Here is a 23,165-nt window from a genome sequence, read left to right on the forward strand (position 1 = left end):
AGGAGTCCTTACATGAAGCTAAGTCAATTACTAAAGACACTACGCGTCTATCAAACTACAAAGGACATCAACCATGTAACGGTTACTGGAATAGAAATGGATTCAAGACAAGTAACCCATGGTCATTTATTTATTTGTATAAATGGTTTTACAGTGGATGGCCATGATTATGCCAAACAAGCTGAGGAGAAAGGGGCTGCTGCCATTGTAGCAGACCGTCCTCTGGATGTTTCAGTCCCCGTCATACTTGTGAGGGATACTTCCCGAACTATGGCAAAGTTAGCTAACGCTTATTATCATAACCCAACCCAAAAATTCCAGCTGATTGGAATTACCGGGACAAATGGAAAAACATCAACTTCTTATCTGGTTGAAGCCATTTTCAAGCAGCATAAAGATAAAACCGGCTTGGTCGGTACCATACAAATGAAAATCGGGGATAAAGAGTACCAGGTTAAAAATACGACCCCCGATTCTTTATTTTTGCAGAAACATTTTGCTGAAATGGTAAATGAAGGAGTAGATACGGCAGTCATGGAAGTCTCCTCTCACGCGCTTGATTTAGGAAGAGTGCACGGAGCTGATTTTGATATCGCAGTATTTACTAATTTAAGTCAAGATCATCTGGACTACCATAAAGACATGGATGATTACTTACGTGCCAAATCACTCTTATTTGCCCAACTTGGAAACGGATACGATGCCACTAAACCTAAATACGGTATAGTTAATCGAGATGATCCTTATTATGAAGCCTTTTGTAATAGCACATCTCAAGAAGTTCTTACATATAGCATGGATCATAAAGGGGATATCACAGCTAAGGATGTAAAACTATCTGCTAGTGGAACAACCTTTACGTTATGTACACCGTCTGGTGATAAAGAAATTACTAGTCCGTTAATCGGGAAATTTAGCGTATATAATATGTTAGCAGCTGCCAGTGCGGCATGGGTGGCAGGTGTGGACCTTGAAACCATACAAGAGGCCCTCTCAACTACCAAAGGAGTAAGTGGGCGATTTGAGCCTGTTCTCGCTGGCCAGGAATATGGGGTTATTGTGGATTATGCTCACACACCAGATTCCTTAGAAAATGTATTAGAAACAATTCAATCTTTCGCTAAGAAGAAAATCTACGTTGTTGTAGGTTGCGGGGGAGACAGGGATCGAACGAAGAGACCTCTGATGGCCAAGGTGGCTGTGAATTATGCCACAGAAGCCATTTTCACATCAGATAATCCGAGAAGTGAAGACCCGGAATCGATTCTTCGCGACATGGAAAGCGGAGTAGAAGAAGGCACTTTTAAGACGATTGTGAATCGGAAAGAGGCTATTCAGTATGCCATTGAACAGGCGAAGGATGGGGATGTGGTTCTAATCGCCGGGAAAGGGCATGAACCTTATCAAGAAATAAATGGTGTGACCCATCACTTTGACGATCGCGAAGTAGCTGCTGAATGTATTAATGACAGAACACAAAGGAGTTATCGCGACTAATGAATATAACCACCAATTGGATTCACAAGCATTTCCCCTCAGCCAGAGGGGTTGCCTCTGAAACAATCGAAATAAGAAACGTATTTACAGATACGCGCAAAAAAACAGATAAAGGATTATTTGTCCCAATACGGGGAGATCGCTTTGATGGGCATGAGTTTTTAAAAGATGCCATTGAAGGTGGGGCGGTTGCGGCATTATGGGATCAAAGTGTGGAAGTTCCGGGCTTTGTGCCAACAGATTTCCCATTGTTCTTTGTCGATGATACCATTATTGGCTTGCAACAGCTCGCTCATATTTATAGGAAAGAAATTAATCCTAAAGTCATTGGTGTGACCGGCTCAAACGGAAAGACAACAACGAAAGATTTTATTGCTGCTGTCTTAGCCCCGTCGTTTGAAACACATAAAACAAGTGGAAACTTTAATAATCACATTGGTTTACCTCTTACCATCTTATCCATGCCAGCGACAACAGAGGTGCTTGTATTAGAGATGGGAATGAATCATTTCGGAGAAATTGAGAACCTTTCCTTCATTGCTGAACCTGATTTTGCTGTCATTACAAATATAGGTGAATCTCACATTGAGTTTTTAGGCTCAAGAGAAGGGATCGCACAAGCCAAATCTGAAATATTAGCAGGGCTTCGTGAAGGAGGTACGCTTTTACTAGATGGTGACGAACCTTTATTAGCCCCTCTACACACGAGAGAAGGGGTGCTGTCATGTGGGTTTGATCAAAAGAATAAATATGTGCTTTCAGATATTCAAATGAGTGGTGCCTCTACGAGTTTTGCAATAAATGAGAATGAATCTTACACGATTCATCTCTTAGGTAAACATAATGTGAAAAACGCCAGCTTCGCCATTAAGATTGGGTCTCTTCTAGGGATGGATCCTTCTGATATACAGAAAGGGTTAAACGAAATGACGTTAACAGGCATGCGCTTTGAACTGATAGAAGGAAAGAATGGGGCTCACATTGTAAATGATGCTTATAATGCCTCTCCGACTTCTATGCGTGCCTCTATTGAAGTTATTAAAGAATTAAATCAATATTCACGCAAGATTCTCATTTTAGGGGATATATTTGAACTAGGGGCACAAAGTGAAGAAATGCATCGCTCTGTTGCAAAGGCGATTGACTCTTCTGTTGATGTCCTCATTACAGTTGGGGATGCTTCAAGCGTCATTGCAGAAGAAGTGAGAAGCCACCATAAAGATGTAGATACGTATTCTTTCTCATCTAAAGAAGAGGCTGCAGCACTTGTGCAACCGATGTTGCAAGAAGGAACCATTGTTTTATTAAAAGCTTCTCGCTTAATGGCTTTTGAAAGTTTTGTTGAGGAATTCACAGAATAAAGATTTAAGCGGACGGTTTACAGATTTAAAGGAGGAGCACAATGAACGAACAAGTACTATTAATCACTATGGCAATAGCCTTTTTAATTACCGTCCTCATCTCACCTATATTTATACCATTCTTACGTCGTTTGAAATTTGGTCAATCTATTCGAGATGAAGGTCCAAAATCTCACCAAAAGAAATCCGGGACTCCTACAATGGGAGGATTAATGATTTTAGTAGCAGCTTCAATTACTACGTTGGTGATGACCTCAAAGTTCAATCCGGATCCTATGAACTTTGAAGTCTTCTTATTGTTATTTGTTTTAATTGGCTATGGCCTTTTAGGATTCTTAGATGATTTTATTAAAGTCGCCTTGAAGCGAAATCTTGGATTAACTTCCAAACAAAAGATGGCAGGTCAATTAATTATTGCGGCTGTTTTTTACATTATTTTAAGACGTCATGATTTCCCTACCTACATCGGCTTCCCTGGAACAGACTTCCAAGTTGATCTTGGTTGGGGATATGCGCTATTAATTGTATTTATGCTTGTAGGATCATCAAATGCTGTGAATCTGACTGATGGGCTAGACGGCCTGCTTGCCGGAACGGCTGCATTAGCGTTTGGGGCTTTTGGTATACTGGCATGGCATGGACATCCGCAGTTTGAGATTGCAGTATTTACCCTGGCAATTGTAGGGTCTTTACTAGGATTTCTTGTCTTTAATGCCCATCCTGCAAAAGTATTTATGGGCGATACGGGTTCTTTAGCCCTTGGAGGCGCTATTGGAGCAATCGCTATCTTAACAAAGTTAGAAATTTTACTAGTCATTATTGGGGGCGTATTCGTCCTTGAAACATTATCTGTTATTATCCAGGTTATTTCATTTAAGACAAGAGGAAAACGTGTGTTCAAAATGAGCCCACTTCACCACCACTACGAGCTTATGGGATGGTCAGAATGGCGCGTTGTCACCACGTTTTGGCTTGTAGGATTACTATTTGCCGCGTTAGGCATTTATATTGAGGTGTGGGTCAATTGAATAAGTTAACATCATTTCCATATAATCAAGTGCTCGTACTAGGGCTTGCAAAGTCTGGTGCAGCAGCTGCTAAACTGCTTCATAAGAGTGGCATTTCAGTACGGGTAAATGACCAGCAGGCATTCGAAGATAACACAGAAGCTCAGACGCTTCACAATGAAGGTATTGAAGTGGTTACAGGCGGCCACCCACTAAGTGTACTCGATGGCGTAGACTACGTGGTGAAAAACCCTGGCATCCCCTATCACAACCCCGTTGTAGAAGCTGCCTTAGAAAAGGGAATCCCGGTGGTTACAGAGGTTGAATTAGCCTATATGCTCCATAAAGGTCCAATTGTGGCGATCACAGGGTCAAACGGCAAGACTACCACAACCACACTTGTTTATGAAATGATTGAGAAAAGTAAAAGGCCTGTAGCTCTCGCCGGTAATATTGGTAAAGTATCTTGTGAAGTAGCTCAACATACAACATCCGACGAAACCATGGTTATGGAGTTAAGCTCATTTCAACTGCTTGGAACAGAAACCTTTAAACCTGAGATATCTGTGTTTTTAAATCTCTATGAAGCTCATTTGGATTACCATAAGACTATGGAGCATTATGGGCAATCAAAAGCGAATATCTTTAGAAACCAGACTTCAGAGGATTATGCGATCTTTAATGCTGACCACACAGAAGTGCTCAAGCTTTCAGAACAGATACAAGCTAAAAAGGTACCTTTTTCTCTTTGCTCTAAACAGCCAGATGGAGTATGGTGTGACGAGGATTCTATTTACTACAAAGATACTTTAGTTATTAAACGTAATGAGGTCATTCTAGAAGGGGAACACAACCTCGAGAATACAATGGCTGCAGTGGCTGCTGCTTTATTAGCGGGCGCCACTTTAGAAGGAATTCGTGAAGTACTTTCAACCTTCACAGGCGTTAAGCACCGCCTTCAATATGTAAAGGAAGTAAGACAACGACGTTTCTTTAATGATTCCAAAGCGACAAATGTTTTAGCGACCCAAAAGGCACTTGGAGCTTTTCAGAATCCTACCATATGGCTTGCAGGTGGATTAGACAGAGGGCAGTCTTTTGAAGGACTTGTCCCTTATATGAAAAATGTTAAAGCAATGGTAGTGTTCGGAGAAACAGCACAAAAGCTTCGTGATTTTGGCAACCAAAATGGAATAGAGACAATTTTTATGGTCGATAATGTAAAGCAAGCAGCTGAAAAAGCTTATCGTATCTCTGCTGAACAAGACGTTATCCTTCTTTCTCCAGCTTGTGCAAGCTGGGATCAATATAAAACTTTTGAAGAAAGAGGAAACATGTTTGTGGAAGCCGTGCATACATTAGAGTAGGGGGCTTGTCTTACCATAAACCATTAACGGCCCCCAACGTTCTGCTGGAACCAAGGGGGCCTTTTTTATGTTGCAAAGTCGAACTAAACAGTTGCACAAAGCACCTGATTTACTGCTGATTGTAGCGATTTTCTCATTACTATTAATAGGCGTTATTATGGTCTATAGTGCATCGGCCATATGGGCGACCTACAAATTTGATGATTCATTCTTCTTTGCTAAACGCCAACTTTTGTTTGCTGGTGCTGGTATTGTAGCGATGTTTGGATTTATGAATATTCCTTATCTGACGTGGAGGAATAGTTCTAAAACGCTCTTAATCGTATGCTTTATCCTGTTAATTGCTGTATTAATACCAGGTGTAGGTATGGTTAGAGGTGGCGCGCGAAGCTGGATTGGAGTTGGAGCGTTTAGCATACAACCTTCTGAATTTATGAAGCTTGGATTGATTATCTTCTTAGCACGGTATCTTGCTGATCACCAAAAGAAGATCACATCTTTTACAAAAGGGTTTATGCCATCACTCTCGCTTGTAATGGTAGCGTTCGGGTTTATTATGCTACAGCCAGACTTAGGGACTGGTGTCGTGTTAGTTGGAACTTGTATGCTTATGATTTTCGTTTCCGGCGCTCGCATTGCACATTTTGTTGGCCTTGGTGTTCTTGGGCTAGCAGGTTTTGCAGGGCTTATCATTTCAGCTCCTTATCGTATGCAACGAATAACTGCCTTTTTAAACCCGTGGGAAGATCCACTGGGGGCTGGGTTTCAAATTATTCAGTCCCTATATGCCATTGGACCAGGAGGATTAATGGGGCTTGGGCTCGGGCAAAGTTTACAAAAGTTTTATTATCTTCCTGAACCCCAAACGGATTTTATCTTTGCAATTCTGGCTGAAGAACTTGGATTTATTGGCGGAACCTTTGTCTTATTGCTATTCTTTCTCTTATTGTGGAGGGGCATCCGTGTCGCTCTGGGTGCACCGGACACGTTCGGTAGCTTACTAGCACTAGGGATTGTTGGGATGATTACAATCCAGGTCATGATTAACATAAGTGTTGTAACAGGGCTAATGCCAGTAACGGGAATCACGCTTCCATTCTTAAGCTACGGAGGATCTTCCCTCACATTAACGTTATGTTCTGTCGGGATTTTACTAAATATCAGTCGATATGCAAAATTATAAAAGAAGGGCCGTCCGGTAATGGGTGGCCTTTTTTTGTTGGAGGTAGCTTTTATGAAATGCTGGTATTTTTCTGTGCTAATCTTCCTTCTCCTTAAGAACCAAATATCCTATTAAAAATGTTCAATCCACGTCGGCCATATGTGCTCCGACCCCCAGTTTAATTGAAATTGAACCGAACTGTCTTTAAAGTAAAAGGTTTTGAATTCTCTTGCTACACATTAGTTTTATAAGGTAATGAATCGGGTATATGTGTAGAGGCTGAATTTCAATTGCAACCTAATCACAGATAGGTATCATGTGGATTTATACGAAAAGAAGAAATTGTTGGCACATAGATACAGAAAAATCACGAAAAATCAAGTGATTTGTGATATAATTTTCCTATGCATAATAGCGGCGTTTATCGTGCCGTTTCCTTATGTAATTGAAACCACCGGGCAGGGGAATTTTCCATGGCTGAAAAGAAAATCGTTTCTATTGAAGATCGCATTCCAAAATTAAAAGAATCACGAAGAAAGAAGTCGAATCGACGCTTGATTATGTACTTGTCTTTTTTCTTTTTGCTTATTGCGATAATCATTTACTTACAGTCTTCCTTAAGTCAGGTAAAGTCTATTGAGCTGAGCGGAAACGATCATGTTGATCGGGATACAATTCTCTCATTAAGTGGACTGACTCCTGGAGAGGATAACTATTGGAAAGTAGACCGACAGGCAGTAGCAGAAAAAGTGGAACAACATGAGGAAATAAGTGGTGTTCAAGTAGACAAGCAATTCCCTTCCACTGTTGAAATGACGATAGAGGAGTACCAGAGAGTAGGGTACGTTGAGCGGGAAGGCAGTTATTATCCGATTCTTGAAACGGGTAAAGAGCTCACCGATCAAAAGTTAAAAACCCCCCGTGGTGATGCTCCTTTATTAATTGGATTTCAGCGTCAGACTTACTTGGAAGAAATGACAAGAGAAATGCAGCAGTTGCCTTCAAGTGTTACTCAGTTAATTTCGGAGGTACAGTGGACCCCAAGTGATAAGAATCCTTATAAAATTCATTTGTATATGAATGATGGATTTGAAGTGGAGGCTTCGATTCGGAATTTTTCTCAAAACATGCGATCCTATCCTTCTATTGTTTCTCAGCTAGAGCCTGGACAAAGAGGGATTATCCATATCGATGTTGGTGCTTATTTCGAAGAATATCCACAACAAGAGAAAGAAGGGGAAGAAAGCGATGAGGCTAACCGGTAGACACGTTATTTTCTCCCTTGTGTTATTTGTATCAGGTTTCTTGGTTGCGTTTAGCTATCAGCAAACCAACCAAGACCCGCAAGTCTACCAGCTTACTGATAAGCAACTTGAAAAAGATTATTACTACCGACAGCAATTGATTAACATTGAAAAAGAAAACCAATCCATTCGAGAAGATATTGAAGCAAAAAAGGCTGAAATTCAAAAGATGGAAGATCAATTAGCTAATCAAGAGCAAACGGTAAGTGATTATGTGCAAGACAAACAGACACTTCAAAAATTAACAGGGGAACTTCCGGTAAAAGGTAAAGGTGTTGAAATTCAGCTTAAGGATGCAGATTACATACCCTCAGAAGAAAATGTCAATCAATATATCGTTCACGATAGTCACATTCACAAAGTAGTAAACGAATTACTATCAGCAGGAGCGAATGCAGTTGCGATAAATGGCCAAAGGCTCTATAGAGATTCCTATATTGCTTGTGTTGGTCCAGTTATCTCTGTAGATGGAGTTCAACACCCCGCGCCGTTTGTAATCACGGCGATTGGTAACCCTGATGTGTTAATGCCAAGCTTGACTTTAGAAGGTGGAGTCGTTGATCAACTTGTAAGTGACAACGTAGAAGTCTCTACCCAAAAGCAAGATATCATTAAAATGGATGCTCGCCTTGCAGGGGAGAGGTGATGGGTATGAATGCTCGAAGTAAAATCATTTTCTCCTTCATATTTGCTTTAGTCGGTTTTATGATTGCCATACAGTTCCAAACAACTCAAGAGCCAAAAGTTAGGGACACCCGTGATCTATGGGAAGTTCGAACCGAATTGCAAAAGCAGCAAAAGACTCAGCAAGACTTACTCTCTAAAGAACGAGAATTAAATAGAATGATTGCTCAATATGAAGGTCAGTCTAACTTTGAAAAGGTAGAAACGTTAAATCAGTCTCTGAATAAATTAAAACGTAAAGCTGGTCTTACTGAAGTAAAAGGGGCTGGGGTCATGCTTACTGTAGAACCAATCTTTCAAGATTTGGAGTATGCAGAAACTTACCCAACGATCTCCCCATCTTTGTTACATCAGCTCGTAAACGAATTGAACACGTACGGGGCTAGCGATATTTCCATTGGACAAGAAAGAATCACAAATTTATCTCCAATCCGTGATGTGAATGGGACTACTTATGTGAATAATCACCCTGTTCCACCTCTTCCCGTAAAGATTAACGTTTTATCAGAAGATCCTGAGAAGTTAATGAACTACATGGAAGTAAGTGATGTGCTTGAGATATTTGTGATTGAGAACTTGTCTGTATCTATGGAAGTCCATGAGAATCTAACACTACCTGAGTACGAACAGACCCCTGATCTTCAATATCTTGAAACAGAAGATGCTACAGAAACAGGTGAAACATAATGTGGTTACCGGTATTGTTCTTAATTGTAGGCATTAGTTTAGGTCTGATCTCAGATCTTAGAGTTCCTGAAGAGTATGCAAACTATCTCTCAATAGCCGTATTAGCAGCGTTTGATACATTACTTGGTGGAATCAGAGCCCATTTAGAAAAGAAGTTTGATCAAACTGTATTTGTTTCTGGTTTCTTCTTTAATGTATTATTAGCCGCTTTCTTGGCTTTTCTTGGTGTCCAGCTAGGTGTTGATTTATACTTAGCTGCTGTATTCGCGTTTGGAGTAAGGTTATTTCAAAATATAGCCATTATTCGGCGCTACATAGTAGACCGCAGGAGTAATAAGAAGGAAATTGAAAAAAACGAAAGAAAATAAAAGGAAATTATCTTATTTTTGTTGAATAAGGTAAATAGTTTCTGAAGGTTCGTACTGAAATTAAGCAGTGGGAATAGAGATCCGGTTTCTTTTACAAACAGATTAAATTAAAAGAAGTAGCCGGAAAGGAATTGCCATTACGCTTAACATTCGGTAATATGTGAACTAATCAGATGCCTTAGTTTAGGAGGTGCCTTGGATTTGAACAACAATGATATACTTGTCAGCCTTGATATAGGTACATCAAAAATCAAAGTAATCATAGGCGAAGTAATGAATGATTCGTTAAATATTATAGGTGTTGGCACAGCAGCCTCTAATGGGATGAAAAAAGGTGCCATTGTAGACATAGATCAAACGGTCCAATCCATACGCAATGCTGTAGAACAAGCGGAACGAATGGTCGGAATGCAGATTAACCGGGTGGTTGTTGGTATTAATGGTAGCCATATTCAACTTCAGCCTTGTCACGGGGTTGTAGCTGTGCAGAGCGAAAACCGTGAGATTGGAAATGAAGACATTGCGAGAGTTATTGATGCAGCGCAAGTTATTTCAGTTCCACCTGAACGTGAAATTGTTGATGTGATTCCAAAACAATTTATTGTCGATGGTCTAGATGAGATTACTGATCCTCGAGGTATGATTGGAGTTCGTCTTGAGATGGAAGGTACAATCATCACTTGTTCAAAAACGGTTCTACATAACATCTTGAAGTGCGTAGAACGCGCAAACTTAGAAGTTCTCGATATATGTCTGCAACCGTTAGCTTCAGGAGCAGTTGCTTTATCGAAAGATGAGAAAAACCTTGGAGTCGCTCTTCTTGATATTGGTGGCGGTTGCACGACGATTTCTGTTTTTGAACAAGGCTTCTTACAGAATACAAGTGTCATTTCACTAGGTGGAGATAATGTCACGAAAGACTTGTCCATCGGTATGAGAACTTCAACCGAAGAAGCAGAAGATGTTAAACTCAATTATGGTCATGCATTCTTCGATGATGCCCAGGAAGAAGAAACATTTGAAGTTTCCATAATTGGGAGTGACCGGAAACAATCATTTAATCAATTACAGATATCTGATATGATTGAAGCACGATTAGAAGAAATTTATGCATACGCTGAGCGAGAATTAAGACGCATGGGATACCGGGAATTGCCAGGTGGATATGTGCTAACTGGTGGGTTAGTCGGTATGCCAGGATGTGCGGATTTAGCTCAGGATTGCTTCCAAACGAATGTGAGGATCGCAATACCTGATTATATTGGGGTTCGTGAACCACAATTCACTTCAGGCGTAGGAATATTGCAATTTGCTTATCATAATGCGAAAATACAAGGCAAAGAGCTATTCCCATCTGTGACTCTTGAGGAGACAGAACAACCTAAAGTTAAGAAACAAAAAAGTCAACAGAGTCAACAGACAGAAAAGCCTGAACCAAAGAAACAAAAAGAATCAAAAGTTGCCAATCTAATCAAATATTTCTTCGATTAAACATCCATCCTATCGAAGTTTAAATCGTACTAGATACAGAATCTTGGAATCTTGCAAAGTGGGAGGAACGGAAAATGTTAGAGTTTGATACGAGCACGGATCAATTAGCCACCATAAAAGTTATTGGTGTAGGTGGAGGCGGTAGTAACGCTGTAAACCGTATGATTGAACATGGTGTACAAGGTGTTGAGTTTATTGCAGTGAACACGGATGCACAAGCGTTAAACTTATCTAAAGCTGAAGTGAAAATGCAAATTGGTAATAAATTAACGCGAGGTTTAGGGGCTGGGGCGAACCCGGAAGTAGGTCGCAAAGCCGCAGAAGAAAGTAAAGAACAGTTAGAGGAAGCCCTTCAAGGTGCTGACATGGTCTTCGTAACTGCAGGAATGGGCGGAGGTACCGGTACGGGTGCTGCTCCAGTCATCGCGCAAGTTGCGAAAGAATTAGGTGCCTTAACGGTAGGTGTTGTAACACGACCATTTACTTTTGAAGGACGTAAACGCTCTACACAAGCTACGGGCGGTATCGACTCTTTAAAGAGTAACGTGGACACACTTATTGTTATCCCAAATGATCGTCTTTTAGAAATTGTGGATAAGAATACACCAATGCTTGAAGCGTTCCGTGAAGCGGATAACGTATTACGTCAAGGTGTACAAGGTATCTCTGACTTAATCGCTGTACCTGGTCTCATAAACGTAGACTTTGCCGACGTAAAGACAATTATGGCTGACAAAGGTTCTGCCCTTATGGGAATTGGTATTGCTACAGGGGAAAGTCGAGCTGCAGAAGCTGCGAAAAAAGCAATTTCTTCTCCGCTACTTGAAACATCCATTGATGGAGCTCATGGGGTTCTTATGAATATCACTGGTGGAGCGAACTTGAGCCTTTATGAAGTTCAAGAAGCAGCAGATATCGTAACCTCTGCAGCAGATCAAGAGGTAAACGTAATCTTTGGTTCCGTAATTAACGAGAACTTAAAGGATGAAATTGTTGTTACAGTTATTGCAACTGGTTTTGACGAAAGTCAATTACAAGGGAATAAGCCACAAGCACGACCTGGTTTAAATAACCAACAACCGCAACAACAAGAGAAGAAACGCCCTGAACCAAGACGAGAAGCACCAGCTTCTACTCAACATCAGCAGCAACAATCTTCTCAAGGCTATAAGCCTCAACAAGAAGAGGACACGTTGGACATTCCAACCTTCCTTAGAAATCGTAACCGAAACAGAAGACAATAACCCAAAAAGCCTACAGCATTTAGCTGTAGGCTTTTTTAATGAGAGAATGTTTCCGTTCGATTTAGTTGGGGCGTAAGGTGGTACGGGAAATCACTCCCTTTCCGTGGCGAGCTGGGAAGCCTCCTCGTTCGCTTGCGCTCTCTGTGGGGTCTCCCCTAGGCTCCTCTTGCCACAGGAGTCTCGCAATTTCCCGAACCACCTTTGCCATAAATAGAAGGAACGGAAAACGGAATAATTAGTCGGGAGGTTGAATCAACACTAGATTCAGCTACAGGGGCTGTTTTCCAATTTTGATAAGGGGTGTATGGGGAACGGGGAGACTCCTACGGGAAAGAGAGATAGACGAGACCCCGGAATGAGCGTAGCGATTGAGGAGGCTCGACAGCTCGCCCGTGGAAAGCGAGTCGTTCCCCATACACACCTTTCCTCTCATTAAGAGCAAATGGTCTCCTATCTAGACGTATTGCTTTTCTCATATAGTGAAAAAAGTATGATTTAGTTTTCAGTTTCTCCTCCAACATTTCCATCCGACAAAACCTGCTTAAATCTATAAAAATAAGTTTTATCTTCCTCTCATAATATGACAGACTTCTTTATCTATCTCTTCTATACTAATTTTCAACAGATAAAATTCCTAAGAGAAAGGGATGAAATGTTGACCATTTATTTGGACGCTGTTTGGCTTCTGAACTTTTTCCTGGATTGGATGATCTTACTCCTGACACACAGTTTATCGAAGTCAAGGAGCCCGAGGTATCGTTTAGCGCTAGGTGCTATCGTTGCTTCCCTGCTCGTTCCATTGAATTTATTTTATCCGTCTTCTTTATGGGCGACCCCTGCTGGAAAAGGGCTGTTTTCGCTACTTATTATTTTTACTTCTTTTGGTTACCGGAATATAAGATTGTTTGCGAGAAGACTTTTTTTATTCTATTTTGTAACCTTCTCCATTGGTGGGGGATTATTTGGACTCTATTATTTATTAAACGAACAAATTTTCGTTTCTAGCGGCGTCATTGTTACGTATCAAACTGGATTTGGCGATGGAATTAGCTGGTTATTTGTACTTATTGGATTTCCTTTTGTATGGGTATTTTCTAAACGGAGACTAGATCAACTCGTTGTACAACAAATCAAATACGATGAAATTCTTCCTGTTTCCATATCCATTAACAACAAGGTCCAACAGCTTCTTTCTTTCGTAGATAGCGGGAATCAGCTTGTTGATCCTATTACAAAACAGCCTGTCATTATTTGTGATGAGTCTATTATGAAGGGTTGGTTTAGTGAAGAGGAGTGGTTAAATATTCAAAAGGTGCAAGAAACTTTGGATTTTGAAAGGATCCCTGAGGGATGGAGCGACCGTTTTAGGATCGTGCCCTATCAAGGGGTTGGGGGAGCGAGTCAGTTTATGCTAGTGCTAAAGCCAGATTGGATCAGTTTAATACTTGAAGGTAACCCTACAACGGTGAACAGAGTGTTAATAGGAATTCAATTTGGACAACTATCCCCTGATGAAAGTTATCAATGCTTACTGCATCCACATTTGCTTAAGTCCATTGCTGTTGATTCTGCATAATGCTTTACAAAAAGGGGAGGAGAACGATGAGGAAATGGAAATTTAAGATTCAATTATGGTGGTATAAGCTTTTATACAAGCTGGGTTGGAAAACGGACGAAGTTTATTATATTGGAGGAAACGAGGCACTTCCGCCACCCTTAAGTAAGGAAGAGGAAGCGGAACTATTACAGAAACTGACGAAGGGGGATCAAGCTGCAAGAGCGATCCTTATCGAACGAAATCTTAGATTGGTTGTTTATATTGCACGTAAATTCGAGAATACTGGGATTAATATTGAGGACTTAATTAGTATAGGAACGATAGGTCTTATAAAGGCCGTAAACACTTTTAATCCTGAAAAGAAAATTAAATTAGCCACATATGCTTCAAGGTGTATAGAAAATGAGATCCTCATGTACTTAAGAAGAAATAATAAAATCCGGAGTGAAGTATCATTTGATGAACCCTTAAACATTGATTGGGATGGCAATGAACTGCTCTTATCGGATGTACTAGGGACGGATGAGGATATCATTACGAAAGATTTAGAAGCAAGTGTTGATAAGAAATTGCTGTTAAAAGCGTTGGAGCAGTTAAATGATCGAGAAAAACAAATAATGGGCTTGCGCTTTGGGTTAGTTGGAGAAGAAGAACGCACTCAAAAAGATGTAGCTGACATGCTGGGTATATCTCAGTCATACATTTCAAGGTTAGAAAAGAAAATTATCCGCAGATTGAAAAAAGAGTTTAATAAAATGGTTTAAAGTGGTTCTAGAGGGATGAAATCTAACGGATTTCATCCCTCTTTTTTGTATGAGCAGGACAAAGAATATCAGTCACCACTTAATGAAAGTGTATTGAATAGCTAGTCGTTCTCGTCTGAAGCCATTGCTACGAATATGATTATATGGAATCTAATCGAGTGATATTCCTACAGGCCCATCAACATTTAATTAGAAGCGGACTCTCACATATAAAGAAAAAATTATTTCATACATAGAAACATTGAGCTTAAATCGGCTGATCCATTGGATTAAAGGCCGATATACTCTGGTGAAATGTAGTTTGGTTCTGATTACGATTGGACACGCATGCATAATTTTCCCCCGCCCGGAGATACTGTTTTTTGACAGCAACTCCACTGAGGAGGGTATAGATTTGACACGACATAAAGTTGAAATTTGCGGAGTCGATACATCAAAATTACCGGTACTTAAAAATGATGAAATGCGTAAGCTATTTACGCAAATGCAAGCAGGAGACGAAAGTGCCAGAGAAGTATTAGTGAATGGAAACTTACGTCTTGTGCTGAGCGTAATTCAGCGCTTTAATAATCGAGGAGAATACGTGGATGATCTTTTCCAAGTTGGTTGTATTGGACTTATGAAATCCATAGATAATTTTGATTTGGGTCAAAATGTTAAATTCTCAACCTATGCTGTACCAATGATTATTGGCGAAATTAGACGATACTTACGGGATAATAATCCGATTCGCGTATCGCGTTCATTAAGGGACATTGCTTACAAAGCTTTACAGGTAAGAGAGAAGCTAATGAGTAAAACGTCTAAAGAACCAACACCAATGGAGATTGCTGAGGAAATGGGGGTTCCCCATTCAGATGTTGTGTTTGCACTCGATGCGATTCAAGATCCTGTTTCACTTTTTGAACCTATTTACAACGATGGGGGCGACCCGATCTTTGTGATGGATCAATTAAGTGATGAGAAGAATAAGGATTCCATTTGGATCGACGAGATTGCCTTGCAAGAAGGAATGAGAAGGTTAAACGACCGTGAGAAAATGATCTTAAACAAGCGCTTTTTCCAAGGGAAAACGCAAATGGAGGTTGCTGATGAAATAGGCATCTCACAAGCTCAGGTCTCACGTCTTGAGAAAGCAGCTATTAAAGAAATGAACAAACAAATGTATGATTAAAAGAATGGGTCTAAGCACAAAATGGGTGCTTAGACCTTTTCTATTGCTTGAAGGTTATAAAAGGACGTGGGTCAACTATATATTCTAGTGAAGATTCGGTATGAGGGAGCATAAAATAGCTATAAAAGGTGGTGACCTATATGGTAACAATATCGGAGTTGCAAGTTAAAGAAATTATTTCTGTTGAAAATGGCCAGAAGATTGGTCATATGACGGATTTAGAAATTGATGTAGACAAAGGGAAATTGCTTGCCATTGTGGTAGGAACTAAAGGTAAAATGATGGGGTTGTTCGGTAAAGATGATGAAATGGTCATTCCGTGGAGTTCCATTCTAACGATCGGTGAGGATGTCATCCTCGTAAAAAATGTAACACGTCCAGCATTATATCCTCCAGAAAAGCCAGAATAAGCGGATTCTCTCAAGAATTTTCCCGAAGAATGTGATAAAATATATGAAACCATTATTTTTGGAGGTATAGGCATGGAGAGCTTTCATCATACACATCCTTCTTATTTGGAATTAACGAAGTGGACGTATCCTCACCCTGAACTAACTGTGGGCCTTACGACACGTATAGGTGGTACAGGGGAGCCTCCTTTTGATTCTTTTAATTTAGCCTGGCACGTACCGGACCATCAAGACACGATACGTAAAAATAGAGAAACCCTTGCCGAGTTATTAGATTTCCCGTTGGAATCATGGGTCGGCGGTGAACAAGTCCATAAGACAGAGATTAAACGTGTAACAAAGAAGGATATAGGGAAAGGGGCAACGTCAAGGGAAACAGCCATTCCAGACTGTGATGGCCTTATCACAAATGTGCCTAATATTCTTTTAACTGCTTTTTATGCAGATTGCGTACCCTTATTTTTCTTTGACCCTGTGAATAATTGGGTAGGGATTGCTCATGCTGGTTGGCGGGGGACCGTTGCGAGTATGGGGCCTAAAATGGTCCAAGCATTAGAAAAAAACGGTGCAGACCGAAAGCATATCCGAGTGGCAGTTGGTCCATCAATCGGAGGAGATGCTTACGAAGTAGATAATACGGTTATGGATCAAATCCCTGAACAATTTCGTTCTGAACCGACAGTAATCAATCGAGACAGCGGAAAGTATTTACTATCCCTCCAACATATGCATAAGGAATTACTAATGCAGGCAGGAATTGATGAAGACCATATTGAAATTTCGGAGTATTGTACATATCAGAACAGCCACTTATTCTTTTCTCATAGAAGAGATGCTGGGAAGACAGGAAGAATGTTAGGGTTTATTGGATTTAAAAAGTAAGAAAGGAGACATTTTTTCGTGGATATCAAGAAAAATGTCGAGACTGTAACAGAGGAGATCGAGAAAGCCTGTAAGAAAAGCGGGCGGGTATCCTCTGAAGTTACAGTTATAGCCGTAACAAAATACGTTTCAACAGAACGTGCTCAAGAAGCAGTAAACGCAGGAATAATCCATCTCGGTGAGAATCGAGCTGAAGGGTTAGAAAGTAAATACGAATCCATCGGTTCTCGGGCAAAGTGGCATTTTATTGGATCTTTACAATCAAGAAAAGTCAAACAGGTGGTCGATACCATTACATCCATACATTCTTTAGACAGAATGTCGTTAGCTAAAGAGATTCATAAGAGAGCTAATCGGAAGATCTCTTGCTTTGTACAGGTTAATGTAAGTGGAGAAGAGTCTAAACATGGTTTATCTCCTGAGGAAGTCATTCCTTTCATCGATAAGATAAAAGATTATGACAACATTGTTGTTGAAGGATTAATGACAATGGCACCTCATACAGAGGAGGAAGAAGTCTTACGTTCTACTTTTAGACAACTCCGTCAGTTAAAAGAAAAAGTTGAAGCAAAAGGCTTTTCTCATGCTCCTTGTCATGGATTATCCATGGGAATGAGTAACGACTATCAGATTGCGATTGAAGAAGGAGCGACCCATGTACGAATTGGTTCTAAACTAGTCGGTCGCGAGGATCAATAAAAGAGGTGAATATTCATGGGATTCATGAAAAATGTAAAAAAAATCTTTGCTTTAGAAGATGACTATGAGTACGAATATGAATACGTTGATGAGGAAGAAGAGGAGAGAGATCCAAGATCTCAAGCTCAGCAACGTGAGCCACAAACAAAAGAAGAGAAGAAACAAAACGTTGTTAGCTTAAAGAGTGTTCAACCTGCGTCAAAAGTTGTATTACTCGAACCAAGAACGTATAATGAAGCTCAAGAGATTGCTGATAACCTAGTCAATCGAAAAGCAGTCGTTATTAATTTGCAGCGAGTTGACCATCACCAGGCAAAACGGATTGTAGATTTTTTGAGTGGAACCGTTTATGCTATAGGTGGGGATATGCAAAAGCTAGGCTCACAAACTTTCTTGTGCACGCCTGATAATGTAGATGTTTCTGGCAACATTTCTGAAATGTTTGCTAGTGACGATGAATACGAGAAAAGGTGGTAGACAATTTGATAGGGATCATTTTTGAATTTTTAAGCTTCGCGCTATCTGCATACTTCTATGCGCTAATTGGGTATATCTTGATGTCCTGGTTTCCGGGTGCACGAGATTCATCTATTGGTCGCTTTTTAAGCGCGATTTGCGAGCCGTATCTTGAGCCATTCCGTAAGATTATTCCACCCCTTGGGATGATAGATATTTCGCCTATTGTGGCCATATTCGCTCTAAATATTGCTCAACTCTACGGTTTGCCCGTATTGTATGATATTTTAGTGTAATTTAAACAAAGAGTCTAACAGTTATGGGATGTCTGCAAAGGGCTTTTCTCTAGATTTTTAGAGAAGATGAAGTCTTTTGAGGCATCCTTATTTTATAGAGGTGAAATGGATGGATATATATCAACACTTTCGTAAAGAAGAACAACCCTTCATTGACCAAGTGCTATCATGGCAGGATGAGGTTGCATCTCGGTATGAGAGAAGAGTTAGTGATTTCCTAGACCCACGTGAACAGTACATATTTCGCTCCATAATAGGTCATAATGATGAGTTTGTATTAAAAGACTTCGGGGGATATGAAAACGCAGAGAGAAAAAGACTCCTTTTAGCCCCTTATTATGAATCGCCAGAAGAAGGCGATTTTGGAATTACATTACTTCAAGCGAGTTATCCGAGCAAATTTGTTACATTAGAGCATCGTGATGTTCTTGGAGCTTTTATGTCGTTAGGGATTAAGCGTAGTAAATTAGGGGATTTAATCGTCACGGATTCATATATTCAAATCCTTCTGGCTAGTGAGATAGCAGATTACGTGAAAATGAATCTGACAGGAGTGAAAAAAGCAGGGGTGGCCTTTGAAGAACGACCGTTTAAGGAAGTCCTTGAAACACAAGATCACTGGCAAGAGCAATCTGGCACTGTTTCATCACTACGATTAGATGTTATGGTGAAAGAGATTTATAACATTTCAAGACAAAAGGCCTCTTTATTTATAGATAAAGGAGCCGTGAAAGTAAACTTTCGAACCGTTGAGGATCCTTCTTTTACTCTTGAAACTGGAGATCTGATCTCATTAAGGGGTAAAGGGCGGAGTGTCGTAAAAGAAATCGAAGGAAAAACAAAAAAAGATAAATGGCGAATCGTGACGGCTGTGTTAAAATAAAGATTAGTTCCACAGCTCTATAAACGTTTAAAGATAAAGTTTACATAAATACTTCTCGAAACAAGAAGGAATTCGAGAGGTTTTGTCGAAAATGTTTTTACCAAAGAAATACGTATGTTTATTTATATAAGGAGGTGGCCCCTGTGGCACTTACACCATTGGACATTCATAACAAAGAGTTTACGCGTGGATTCAGAGGATATGACGAAGATGAGGTCAATGAATTTCTCGATCAGATTATTAAAGATTATGAATTAGTCATCCGTGAAAAGAAGAATTTAGAAGAGAAAGTTAGCCAGCTTGACGAGAAGCTTGGTCACTTTAGTAATATAGAAGAAACGTTAAATAAATCGATTCTTGTGGCTCAAGAGACGGCTGAAGAGGTAAAAGGCCATGCCAATAAAGAATCAAAGCTAATCGTAAAAGAAGCAGAGAAAAATGCTGATCGGATTATTAATGAAGCTTTATCGAAGTCCCGCAGAATTTCTCTTGAAGTTGAAGAATTAAAGAAACAAGCAAAGGTTTTCCGCACTCGTTTGAAAATGATGGTAGAAGCTCAGCTTGATATGTTAGATACTGATGACTGGGATGAACTGTTTGATGTGGAGATCGAAGAAGAAACGGAATATGAAAAAGAGCTGGCTCAAAATAACTCTTGACGCTAAAGCTATTTTTACATATAATTCATTAACAGAACTACATCCATATACACATATATGATGACAGGGACAGTACGAAATAATGAGTCTGAAAAAGCGAATCAGGGATGGTGGAAGCCTGAGTCAGAAATTATTTTGGAACATCACCCTCGAGTACCTTTATTGATTTTCGATGTAAATAGAGGCGTTTTATTCACGTTACGAATCAGAGTGGATTTTCTAGGACATACGTGTCTTTTAATCTATAAGGGTGGTACCGCGAGACCTTCTCGTCCCTTCTGGGATGAGAAGGTCTTTTTTGTGTTCAAAAGGGTATCAGCCTGAGTCAACTTGACTATGCTGAACTTATGAAGGAGGAACGGGTTATATGAATTATAAAGAAACCCTGCTCATGCCTAAGACTGCGTTTCCGATGCGAGGGAACCTTCCGAATCGTGAGCCTAAGATGCAACAACAATGGGAAGAAATGAATATGTATGAAAAAGTGCAGGAGCGTACAAAAGGTCGTCCGCTCTTCGTTCTTCATGATGGACCTCCATATGCCAATGGAGATCTTCATATGGGACACGCACTTAATAAAGTATTAAAAGACTTTATCGTTCGCTATAAATCAATGGCTGGTTTCCATGCTCCTTATGTACCAGGGTGGGACACACACGGCTTACCGATTGAACAGGCGCTAGCGAAGAAGAAAGTAAACCGAAAGAAAATGACGGTTGCTGAATTCCGTGAAAAATGTGCGGAGTATGCGTTAAAGCAAGTTGATAATCAGCGCACTCAGTTCAAACAGCTAGGAGTACGTGGAGATTGGGACAATCCATATATTACGTTAAACAAAGACTATGAAGCGGCTCAAATTGAAGTCTTTGGTACAATGGCTAACAAAGGCTATATCTATAAAGGGAAAAAGCCGGTCTACTGGAGCCCTTCATCAGAGTCTGCGCTAGCAGAAGCTGAAATTGAATATCAAGACAAACGTTCGGCATCCATTTACGTAGGATTCGATGTACAGGAGACGAATGGTGTTTTAGATGGGGACGAAACGTTCATCATTTGGACAACAACGCCTTGGACGATTCCAGCGAATCAGGGGATAGCTGTGCATCCTGATCTTAACTATGTCAAAGTAAAAGTAGATAACCATCACTACATTATAGCTGAGAAGTTAATAGATGAAGTAGCAGAAGCATTAGAATGGTCAAACCCTGAAATTGTAAAAACATATAAAGGTAGTGAGCTAGAACGAGTAGAAGCAAAGCATCCTTTATATGATCGCACCTCCCTTGTTGTATTAGGAGAACACGTAACAACAGATGCTGGTACGGGTTGTGTACACACAGCGCCAGGACACGGGGAAGATGACTTTTGGGTTGGTAAACAATACGGACTTGACGTTCTTTGCCCTGTTGATGAGAAAGGTTATTTCACAGATGAGGCACCAGGGTATGAAGGCCTATTCTATGATGCAGCGAATAAAGATATTACAGAGAAATTAAAAGAAGTGGGAGCATTACTAGACTTAACATTTATTACTCACTCCTATCCACATGACTGGCGTACGAAGAAGCCAACGATCTTCCGTGCTACAAGCCAGTGGTTTGCTTCTATTAAAGATTTCCGAGAAGAAATTTTAGAAGAAATTAAACAAACAAAATGGACACCAGCATGGGGCGAAACACGTCTTTACAACATGGTTCGTGATCGTGAAGATTGGTGTATCTCTCGTCAGCGTGCATGGGGAGTACCAATTCCCGTATTTTACGGTGAAGACGGGACACCAATTATTACACCAGAAACCATTCAACATGTTTCCGATTTGTTCCGTGAACATGGTTCAAACGTTTGGTTTGAGCGCGAAGCAAAAGATTTACTTCCGGAAGGATTTACGTCAGAGCACAGTCCAAACGGAACCTTTACAAAAGAGCAGGATATTATGGATGTATGGTTTGATAGTGGTTCTTCTCATCAAGCTGTTCTTCATGAACGTGAAGATTTAGCGAGACCAGCAGACCTCTATTTAGAGGGTTCTGACCAGTATAGAGGTTGGTTCAACTCTTCTCTTTCTACGTCGGTTGCTGTAACAGGCAAAGCTCCATTTAAAGGCATCCTTAGCCATGGATTTGCTCTTGATGGACAAGGTCGTAAAATGAGTAAATCCGTAGGGAACGTTGTGGTGCCAGATAAGGTTATGAAGCAACTTGGTGCTGATATCCTTCGCCTTTGGGTCGCAAGCGCAGACTATCAGGCTGATGTTCGCATATCAGATGATATTTTAAAACAAGTATCAGAAGTCTACCGTAAAATTCGTAACACTTTCCGTTTCTTACTAGGAAACTTACATGACTTTGATCCGAACACTAATTATGTGGAGCAAGAAAACCTTCAAGAGGTAGACCGTTATATGTACCTTCGCCTGCAAGAGCTTACAAGCACGGTGAGAAAAGCATATGACGAGTATGAGTTCTCTACGATCTATCATGCCGTTCATAATTTCTGTACAATTGATTTAAGCTCATTCTACCTGGATTTTGCGAAAGACATTCTATATATTGAAGCAAAAGATGATGTGCGCCGACGTAGTATCCAAACCGTGTATTACGAAATCGTAACATCTCTTACAAAACTTCTTTCCCCAATCCTTTCTCATACAGCAGATGAGGTTTATCAGCATATCCCAGGTGTAGAAGAAGAGAGTGTGCAATTAACTGACTTACCAGAAGTTCAAAGCGTTCATAATCATGAAGCCTTAAAAGCAAAATGGGATCACTTCATGGGAGTACGTGATGATGTATTAAAAGCATTAGAGGAAGCGCGTGCTGAAAAAGTAATTGGTAAATCACTAGAAGCTCATGTAACGATCGTTCCGAAAGATGAACAAACGAAGCAGCTCCTAGAAAGCATCAATCATTTAGAACAGTTATTAATCGTTTCAGGTGCTGAAGTGGCAGAAACAGTTTCAGAAGCCAAGGAATATGACCATGTATCTGTTCTAGTGAAAGCTCATTCTGGAGAGAAGTGCCAGCGTTGCTGGGTGGTATCAGAAGAAATTGGAGCAAGTGAAGCTCATCCTGAACTTTGCCCACGCTGTGCTTCTGTTGTAGAAGAACACTATGAAGCATAAGAGTTTAAATAAGACCTGTCTTTACCTTTGGGTAGAGACAGGTTTTCTATTTATTCGCATCTATTAGGTGCTAAACTTTACTTTACTGTTT

At 40.3% G+C, this 23,165-nt stretch carries 22 protein-coding genes and 1 other annotated feature; all 22 genes read left to right on the forward strand.

What is annotated here, in order from left to right:
* Window positions 1–12 precede the first annotated feature (12 nt).
* Window positions 13–1,497, forward strand: a complete 1,485-nt coding sequence (locus QNI29_RS09490) for a UDP-N-acetylmuramoyl-L-alanyl-D-glutamate--2,6-diaminopimelate ligase (protein ID WP_231416259.1) — start codon at window positions 13–15, stop codon at window positions 1,495–1,497.
* Window positions 1,497–2,858 carry a UDP-N-acetylmuramoyl-tripeptide--D-alanyl-D-alanine ligase gene (locus QNI29_RS09495; RefSeq protein WP_231416260.1) on the forward strand — a complete coding sequence of 454 codons (1,362 nt, stop codon included), beginning with the start codon at window positions 1,497–1,499 and terminating at the stop codon, window positions 2,856–2,858. Before QNI29_RS09490 ends, QNI29_RS09495 begins: the two co-directional genes overlap by 1 nt.
* 41 nt (window positions 2,859–2,899) lie before the next feature.
* A complete protein-coding gene (gene mraY / locus QNI29_RS09500; RefSeq protein WP_231416261.1) occupies window positions 2,900–3,886 on the forward strand; it encodes a phospho-N-acetylmuramoyl-pentapeptide-transferase in 987 nt (328 codons plus the stop codon).
* On the forward strand, window positions 3,883–5,232 hold the full coding sequence (gene murD / locus QNI29_RS09505; protein ID WP_231416262.1) for a UDP-N-acetylmuramoyl-L-alanine--D-glutamate ligase: 1,350 nt from the start codon (window positions 3,883–3,885) through the stop codon (window positions 5,230–5,232). Before mraY ends, murD begins: the two co-directional genes overlap by 4 nt.
* A gap of 67 nt (window positions 5,233–5,299) precedes the next feature.
* Window positions 5,300–6,415 (forward strand): stage V sporulation protein E, encoded by a 1,116-nt coding sequence (spoVE, locus tag QNI29_RS09510; RefSeq protein ID WP_231416263.1) that lies wholly within the window; start codon window positions 5,300–5,302, stop codon window positions 6,413–6,415.
* A gap of 452 nt (window positions 6,416–6,867) precedes the next feature.
* A complete protein-coding gene (locus QNI29_RS09515) occupies window positions 6,868–7,659 on the forward strand; it encodes a cell division protein FtsQ/DivIB (protein ID WP_231416264.1) in 792 nt (263 codons plus the stop codon).
* Entirely contained in the window at window positions 7,643–8,344 is a 702-nt protein-coding gene (locus QNI29_RS09520) for a DUF881 domain-containing protein (protein WP_231416265.1), read from the forward strand. The genes QNI29_RS09515 and QNI29_RS09520 overlap by 17 nt, the downstream gene beginning before the upstream one ends.
* Window positions 8,344–9,069 carry a DUF881 domain-containing protein gene (locus tag QNI29_RS09525; protein WP_284526979.1) on the forward strand — a complete coding sequence of 242 codons (726 nt, stop codon included), beginning with the start codon at window positions 8,344–8,346 and terminating at the stop codon, window positions 9,067–9,069. Before QNI29_RS09520 ends, QNI29_RS09525 begins: the two co-directional genes overlap by 1 nt.
* The gene (locus tag QNI29_RS09530; protein ID WP_231416267.1) at window positions 9,069–9,437 is read left to right on the forward strand and encodes a small basic family protein; all 369 of its coding nucleotides are present in this window, start codon (window positions 9,069–9,071) and stop codon (window positions 9,435–9,437) included. The genes QNI29_RS09525 and QNI29_RS09530 overlap by 1 nt, the downstream gene beginning before the upstream one ends.
* Before the next feature lie 201 nt (window positions 9,438–9,638).
* The gene (gene ftsA, locus QNI29_RS09535) at window positions 9,639–10,928 is read left to right on the forward strand and encodes a cell division protein FtsA (protein WP_231416268.1); all 1,290 of its coding nucleotides are present in this window, start codon (window positions 9,639–9,641) and stop codon (window positions 10,926–10,928) included.
* Window positions 10,929–11,002: 74 nt separating this feature from the next.
* On the forward strand, window positions 11,003–12,172 hold the full coding sequence (gene ftsZ / locus QNI29_RS09540) for a cell division protein FtsZ (RefSeq protein ID WP_231416269.1): 1,170 nt from the start codon (window positions 11,003–11,005) through the stop codon (window positions 12,170–12,172).
* A 652-nt stretch (window positions 12,173–12,824) separates the two neighbouring features.
* Window positions 12,825–13,748 carry a sigma-E processing peptidase SpoIIGA gene (gene spoIIGA / locus QNI29_RS09545; protein WP_231416270.1) on the forward strand — a complete coding sequence of 308 codons (924 nt, stop codon included), beginning with the start codon at window positions 12,825–12,827 and terminating at the stop codon, window positions 13,746–13,748.
* A 26-nt stretch (window positions 13,749–13,774) separates the two neighbouring features.
* Window positions 13,775–14,494: an RNA polymerase sporulation sigma factor SigE gene (gene sigE / locus QNI29_RS09550; RefSeq protein ID WP_231416271.1), complete on the forward strand. Its 720-nt coding sequence runs from the start codon at window positions 13,775–13,777 to the stop codon at window positions 14,492–14,494.
* A gap of 334 nt (window positions 14,495–14,828) precedes the next feature.
* Window positions 14,829–15,668: an RNA polymerase sporulation sigma factor SigG gene (gene sigG / locus QNI29_RS09555; protein WP_370635472.1), complete on the forward strand. Its 840-nt coding sequence runs from the start codon at window positions 14,829–14,831 to the stop codon at window positions 15,666–15,668.
* A 140-nt stretch (window positions 15,669–15,808) separates the two neighbouring features.
* Entirely contained in the window at window positions 15,809–16,078 is a 270-nt protein-coding gene (locus QNI29_RS09560; RefSeq protein ID WP_231416272.1) for a YlmC/YmxH family sporulation protein, read from the forward strand.
* Between the two features lie 72 nt (window positions 16,079–16,150).
* Window positions 16,151–16,960 (forward strand): peptidoglycan editing factor PgeF, encoded by an 810-nt coding sequence (gene pgeF / locus QNI29_RS09565; protein ID WP_231416273.1) that lies wholly within the window; start codon window positions 16,151–16,153, stop codon window positions 16,958–16,960.
* A gap of 18 nt (window positions 16,961–16,978) precedes the next feature.
* Entirely contained in the window at window positions 16,979–17,659 is a 681-nt protein-coding gene (locus QNI29_RS09570; protein ID WP_231416274.1) for a YggS family pyridoxal phosphate-dependent enzyme, read from the forward strand.
* 15 nt (window positions 17,660–17,674) lie between these two features.
* Complete coding sequence (locus tag QNI29_RS09575) at window positions 17,675–18,136, forward strand: cell division protein SepF (RefSeq protein WP_436663107.1); 462 nt, start codon at window positions 17,675–17,677, stop codon at window positions 18,134–18,136.
* Window positions 18,137–18,144: 8 nt separating this feature from the next.
* Entirely contained in the window at window positions 18,145–18,411 is a 267-nt protein-coding gene (locus tag QNI29_RS09580) for a YggT family protein (RefSeq protein WP_036779778.1), read from the forward strand.
* A gap of 109 nt (window positions 18,412–18,520) precedes the next feature.
* On the forward strand, window positions 18,521–19,294 hold the full coding sequence (locus QNI29_RS09585) for a YlmH family RNA-binding protein (protein WP_231416276.1): 774 nt from the start codon (window positions 18,521–18,523) through the stop codon (window positions 19,292–19,294).
* Window positions 19,295–19,437: 143 nt separating this feature from the next.
* Entirely contained in the window at window positions 19,438–19,953 is a 516-nt protein-coding gene (locus tag QNI29_RS09590) for a DivIVA domain-containing protein (RefSeq protein ID WP_231416277.1), read from the forward strand.
* 51 nt (window positions 19,954–20,004) lie between these two features.
* Window positions 20,005–20,233: a binding site (T-box leader), on the forward strand.
* Window positions 20,234–20,320: 87 nt separating this feature from the next.
* Window positions 20,321–23,074, forward strand: a complete 2,754-nt coding sequence (gene ileS / locus QNI29_RS09595; RefSeq protein ID WP_231416278.1) for an isoleucine--tRNA ligase — start codon at window positions 20,321–20,323, stop codon at window positions 23,072–23,074.
* The last annotated feature ends 91 nt before the right edge of the window (window positions 23,075–23,165 follow it).

This window comes from Pontibacillus chungwhensis (genome assembly GCF_030166655.1).
GTDB lineage: Bacteria > Bacillota > Bacilli > Bacillales > BH030062 > Pontibacillus.

What these genes read in the sequence shown, in the direction of transcription:
- QNI29_RS09490 (WP_231416259.1), top strand. Translation starts at nt 13, where the DNA reads ATGAAGCTAAGTCAATTACTAAAGACACTACGCGTCTATCAAACTACA.
- QNI29_RS09495 (WP_231416260.1), top strand. Translation starts at nt 1,497, where the DNA reads ATGAATATAACCACCAATTGGATTCACAAGCATTTCCCCTCAGCCAGA.
- mraY (WP_231416261.1), top strand. Translation starts at nt 2,900, where the DNA reads ATGAACGAACAAGTACTATTAATCACTATGGCAATAGCCTTTTTAATT.
- spoVE (WP_231416263.1), top strand. Translation starts at nt 5,300, where the DNA reads ATGTTGCAAAGTCGAACTAAACAGTTGCACAAAGCACCTGATTTACTG.
- QNI29_RS09515 (WP_231416264.1), top strand. Translation starts at nt 6,868, where the DNA reads ATGGCTGAAAAGAAAATCGTTTCTATTGAAGATCGCATTCCAAAATTA.
- QNI29_RS09520 (WP_231416265.1), top strand. Translation starts at nt 7,643, where the DNA reads ATGAGGCTAACCGGTAGACACGTTATTTTCTCCCTTGTGTTATTTGTA.
- QNI29_RS09525 (WP_284526979.1), top strand. Translation starts at nt 8,344, where the DNA reads ATGGGTATGAATGCTCGAAGTAAAATCATTTTCTCCTTCATATTTGCT.
- QNI29_RS09530 (WP_231416267.1), top strand. Translation starts at nt 9,069, where the DNA reads ATGTGGTTACCGGTATTGTTCTTAATTGTAGGCATTAGTTTAGGTCTG.
- ftsZ (WP_231416269.1), top strand. Translation starts at nt 11,003, where the DNA reads ATGTTAGAGTTTGATACGAGCACGGATCAATTAGCCACCATAAAAGTT.
- spoIIGA (WP_231416270.1), top strand. Translation starts at nt 12,825, where the DNA reads ATGTTGACCATTTATTTGGACGCTGTTTGGCTTCTGAACTTTTTCCTG.
- sigE (WP_231416271.1), top strand. Translation starts at nt 13,775, where the DNA reads ATGAGGAAATGGAAATTTAAGATTCAATTATGGTGGTATAAGCTTTTA.
- QNI29_RS09560 (WP_231416272.1), top strand. Translation starts at nt 15,809, where the DNA reads ATGGTAACAATATCGGAGTTGCAAGTTAAAGAAATTATTTCTGTTGAA.
- pgeF (WP_231416273.1), top strand. Translation starts at nt 16,151, where the DNA reads ATGGAGAGCTTTCATCATACACATCCTTCTTATTTGGAATTAACGAAG.
- QNI29_RS09575 (WP_436663107.1), top strand. Translation starts at nt 17,675, where the DNA reads ATGGGATTCATGAAAAATGTAAAAAAAATCTTTGCTTTAGAAGATGAC.
- QNI29_RS09585 (WP_231416276.1), top strand. Translation starts at nt 18,521, where the DNA reads ATGGATATATATCAACACTTTCGTAAAGAAGAACAACCCTTCATTGAC.
- ileS (WP_231416278.1), top strand. Translation starts at nt 20,321, where the DNA reads ATGAATTATAAAGAAACCCTGCTCATGCCTAAGACTGCGTTTCCGATG.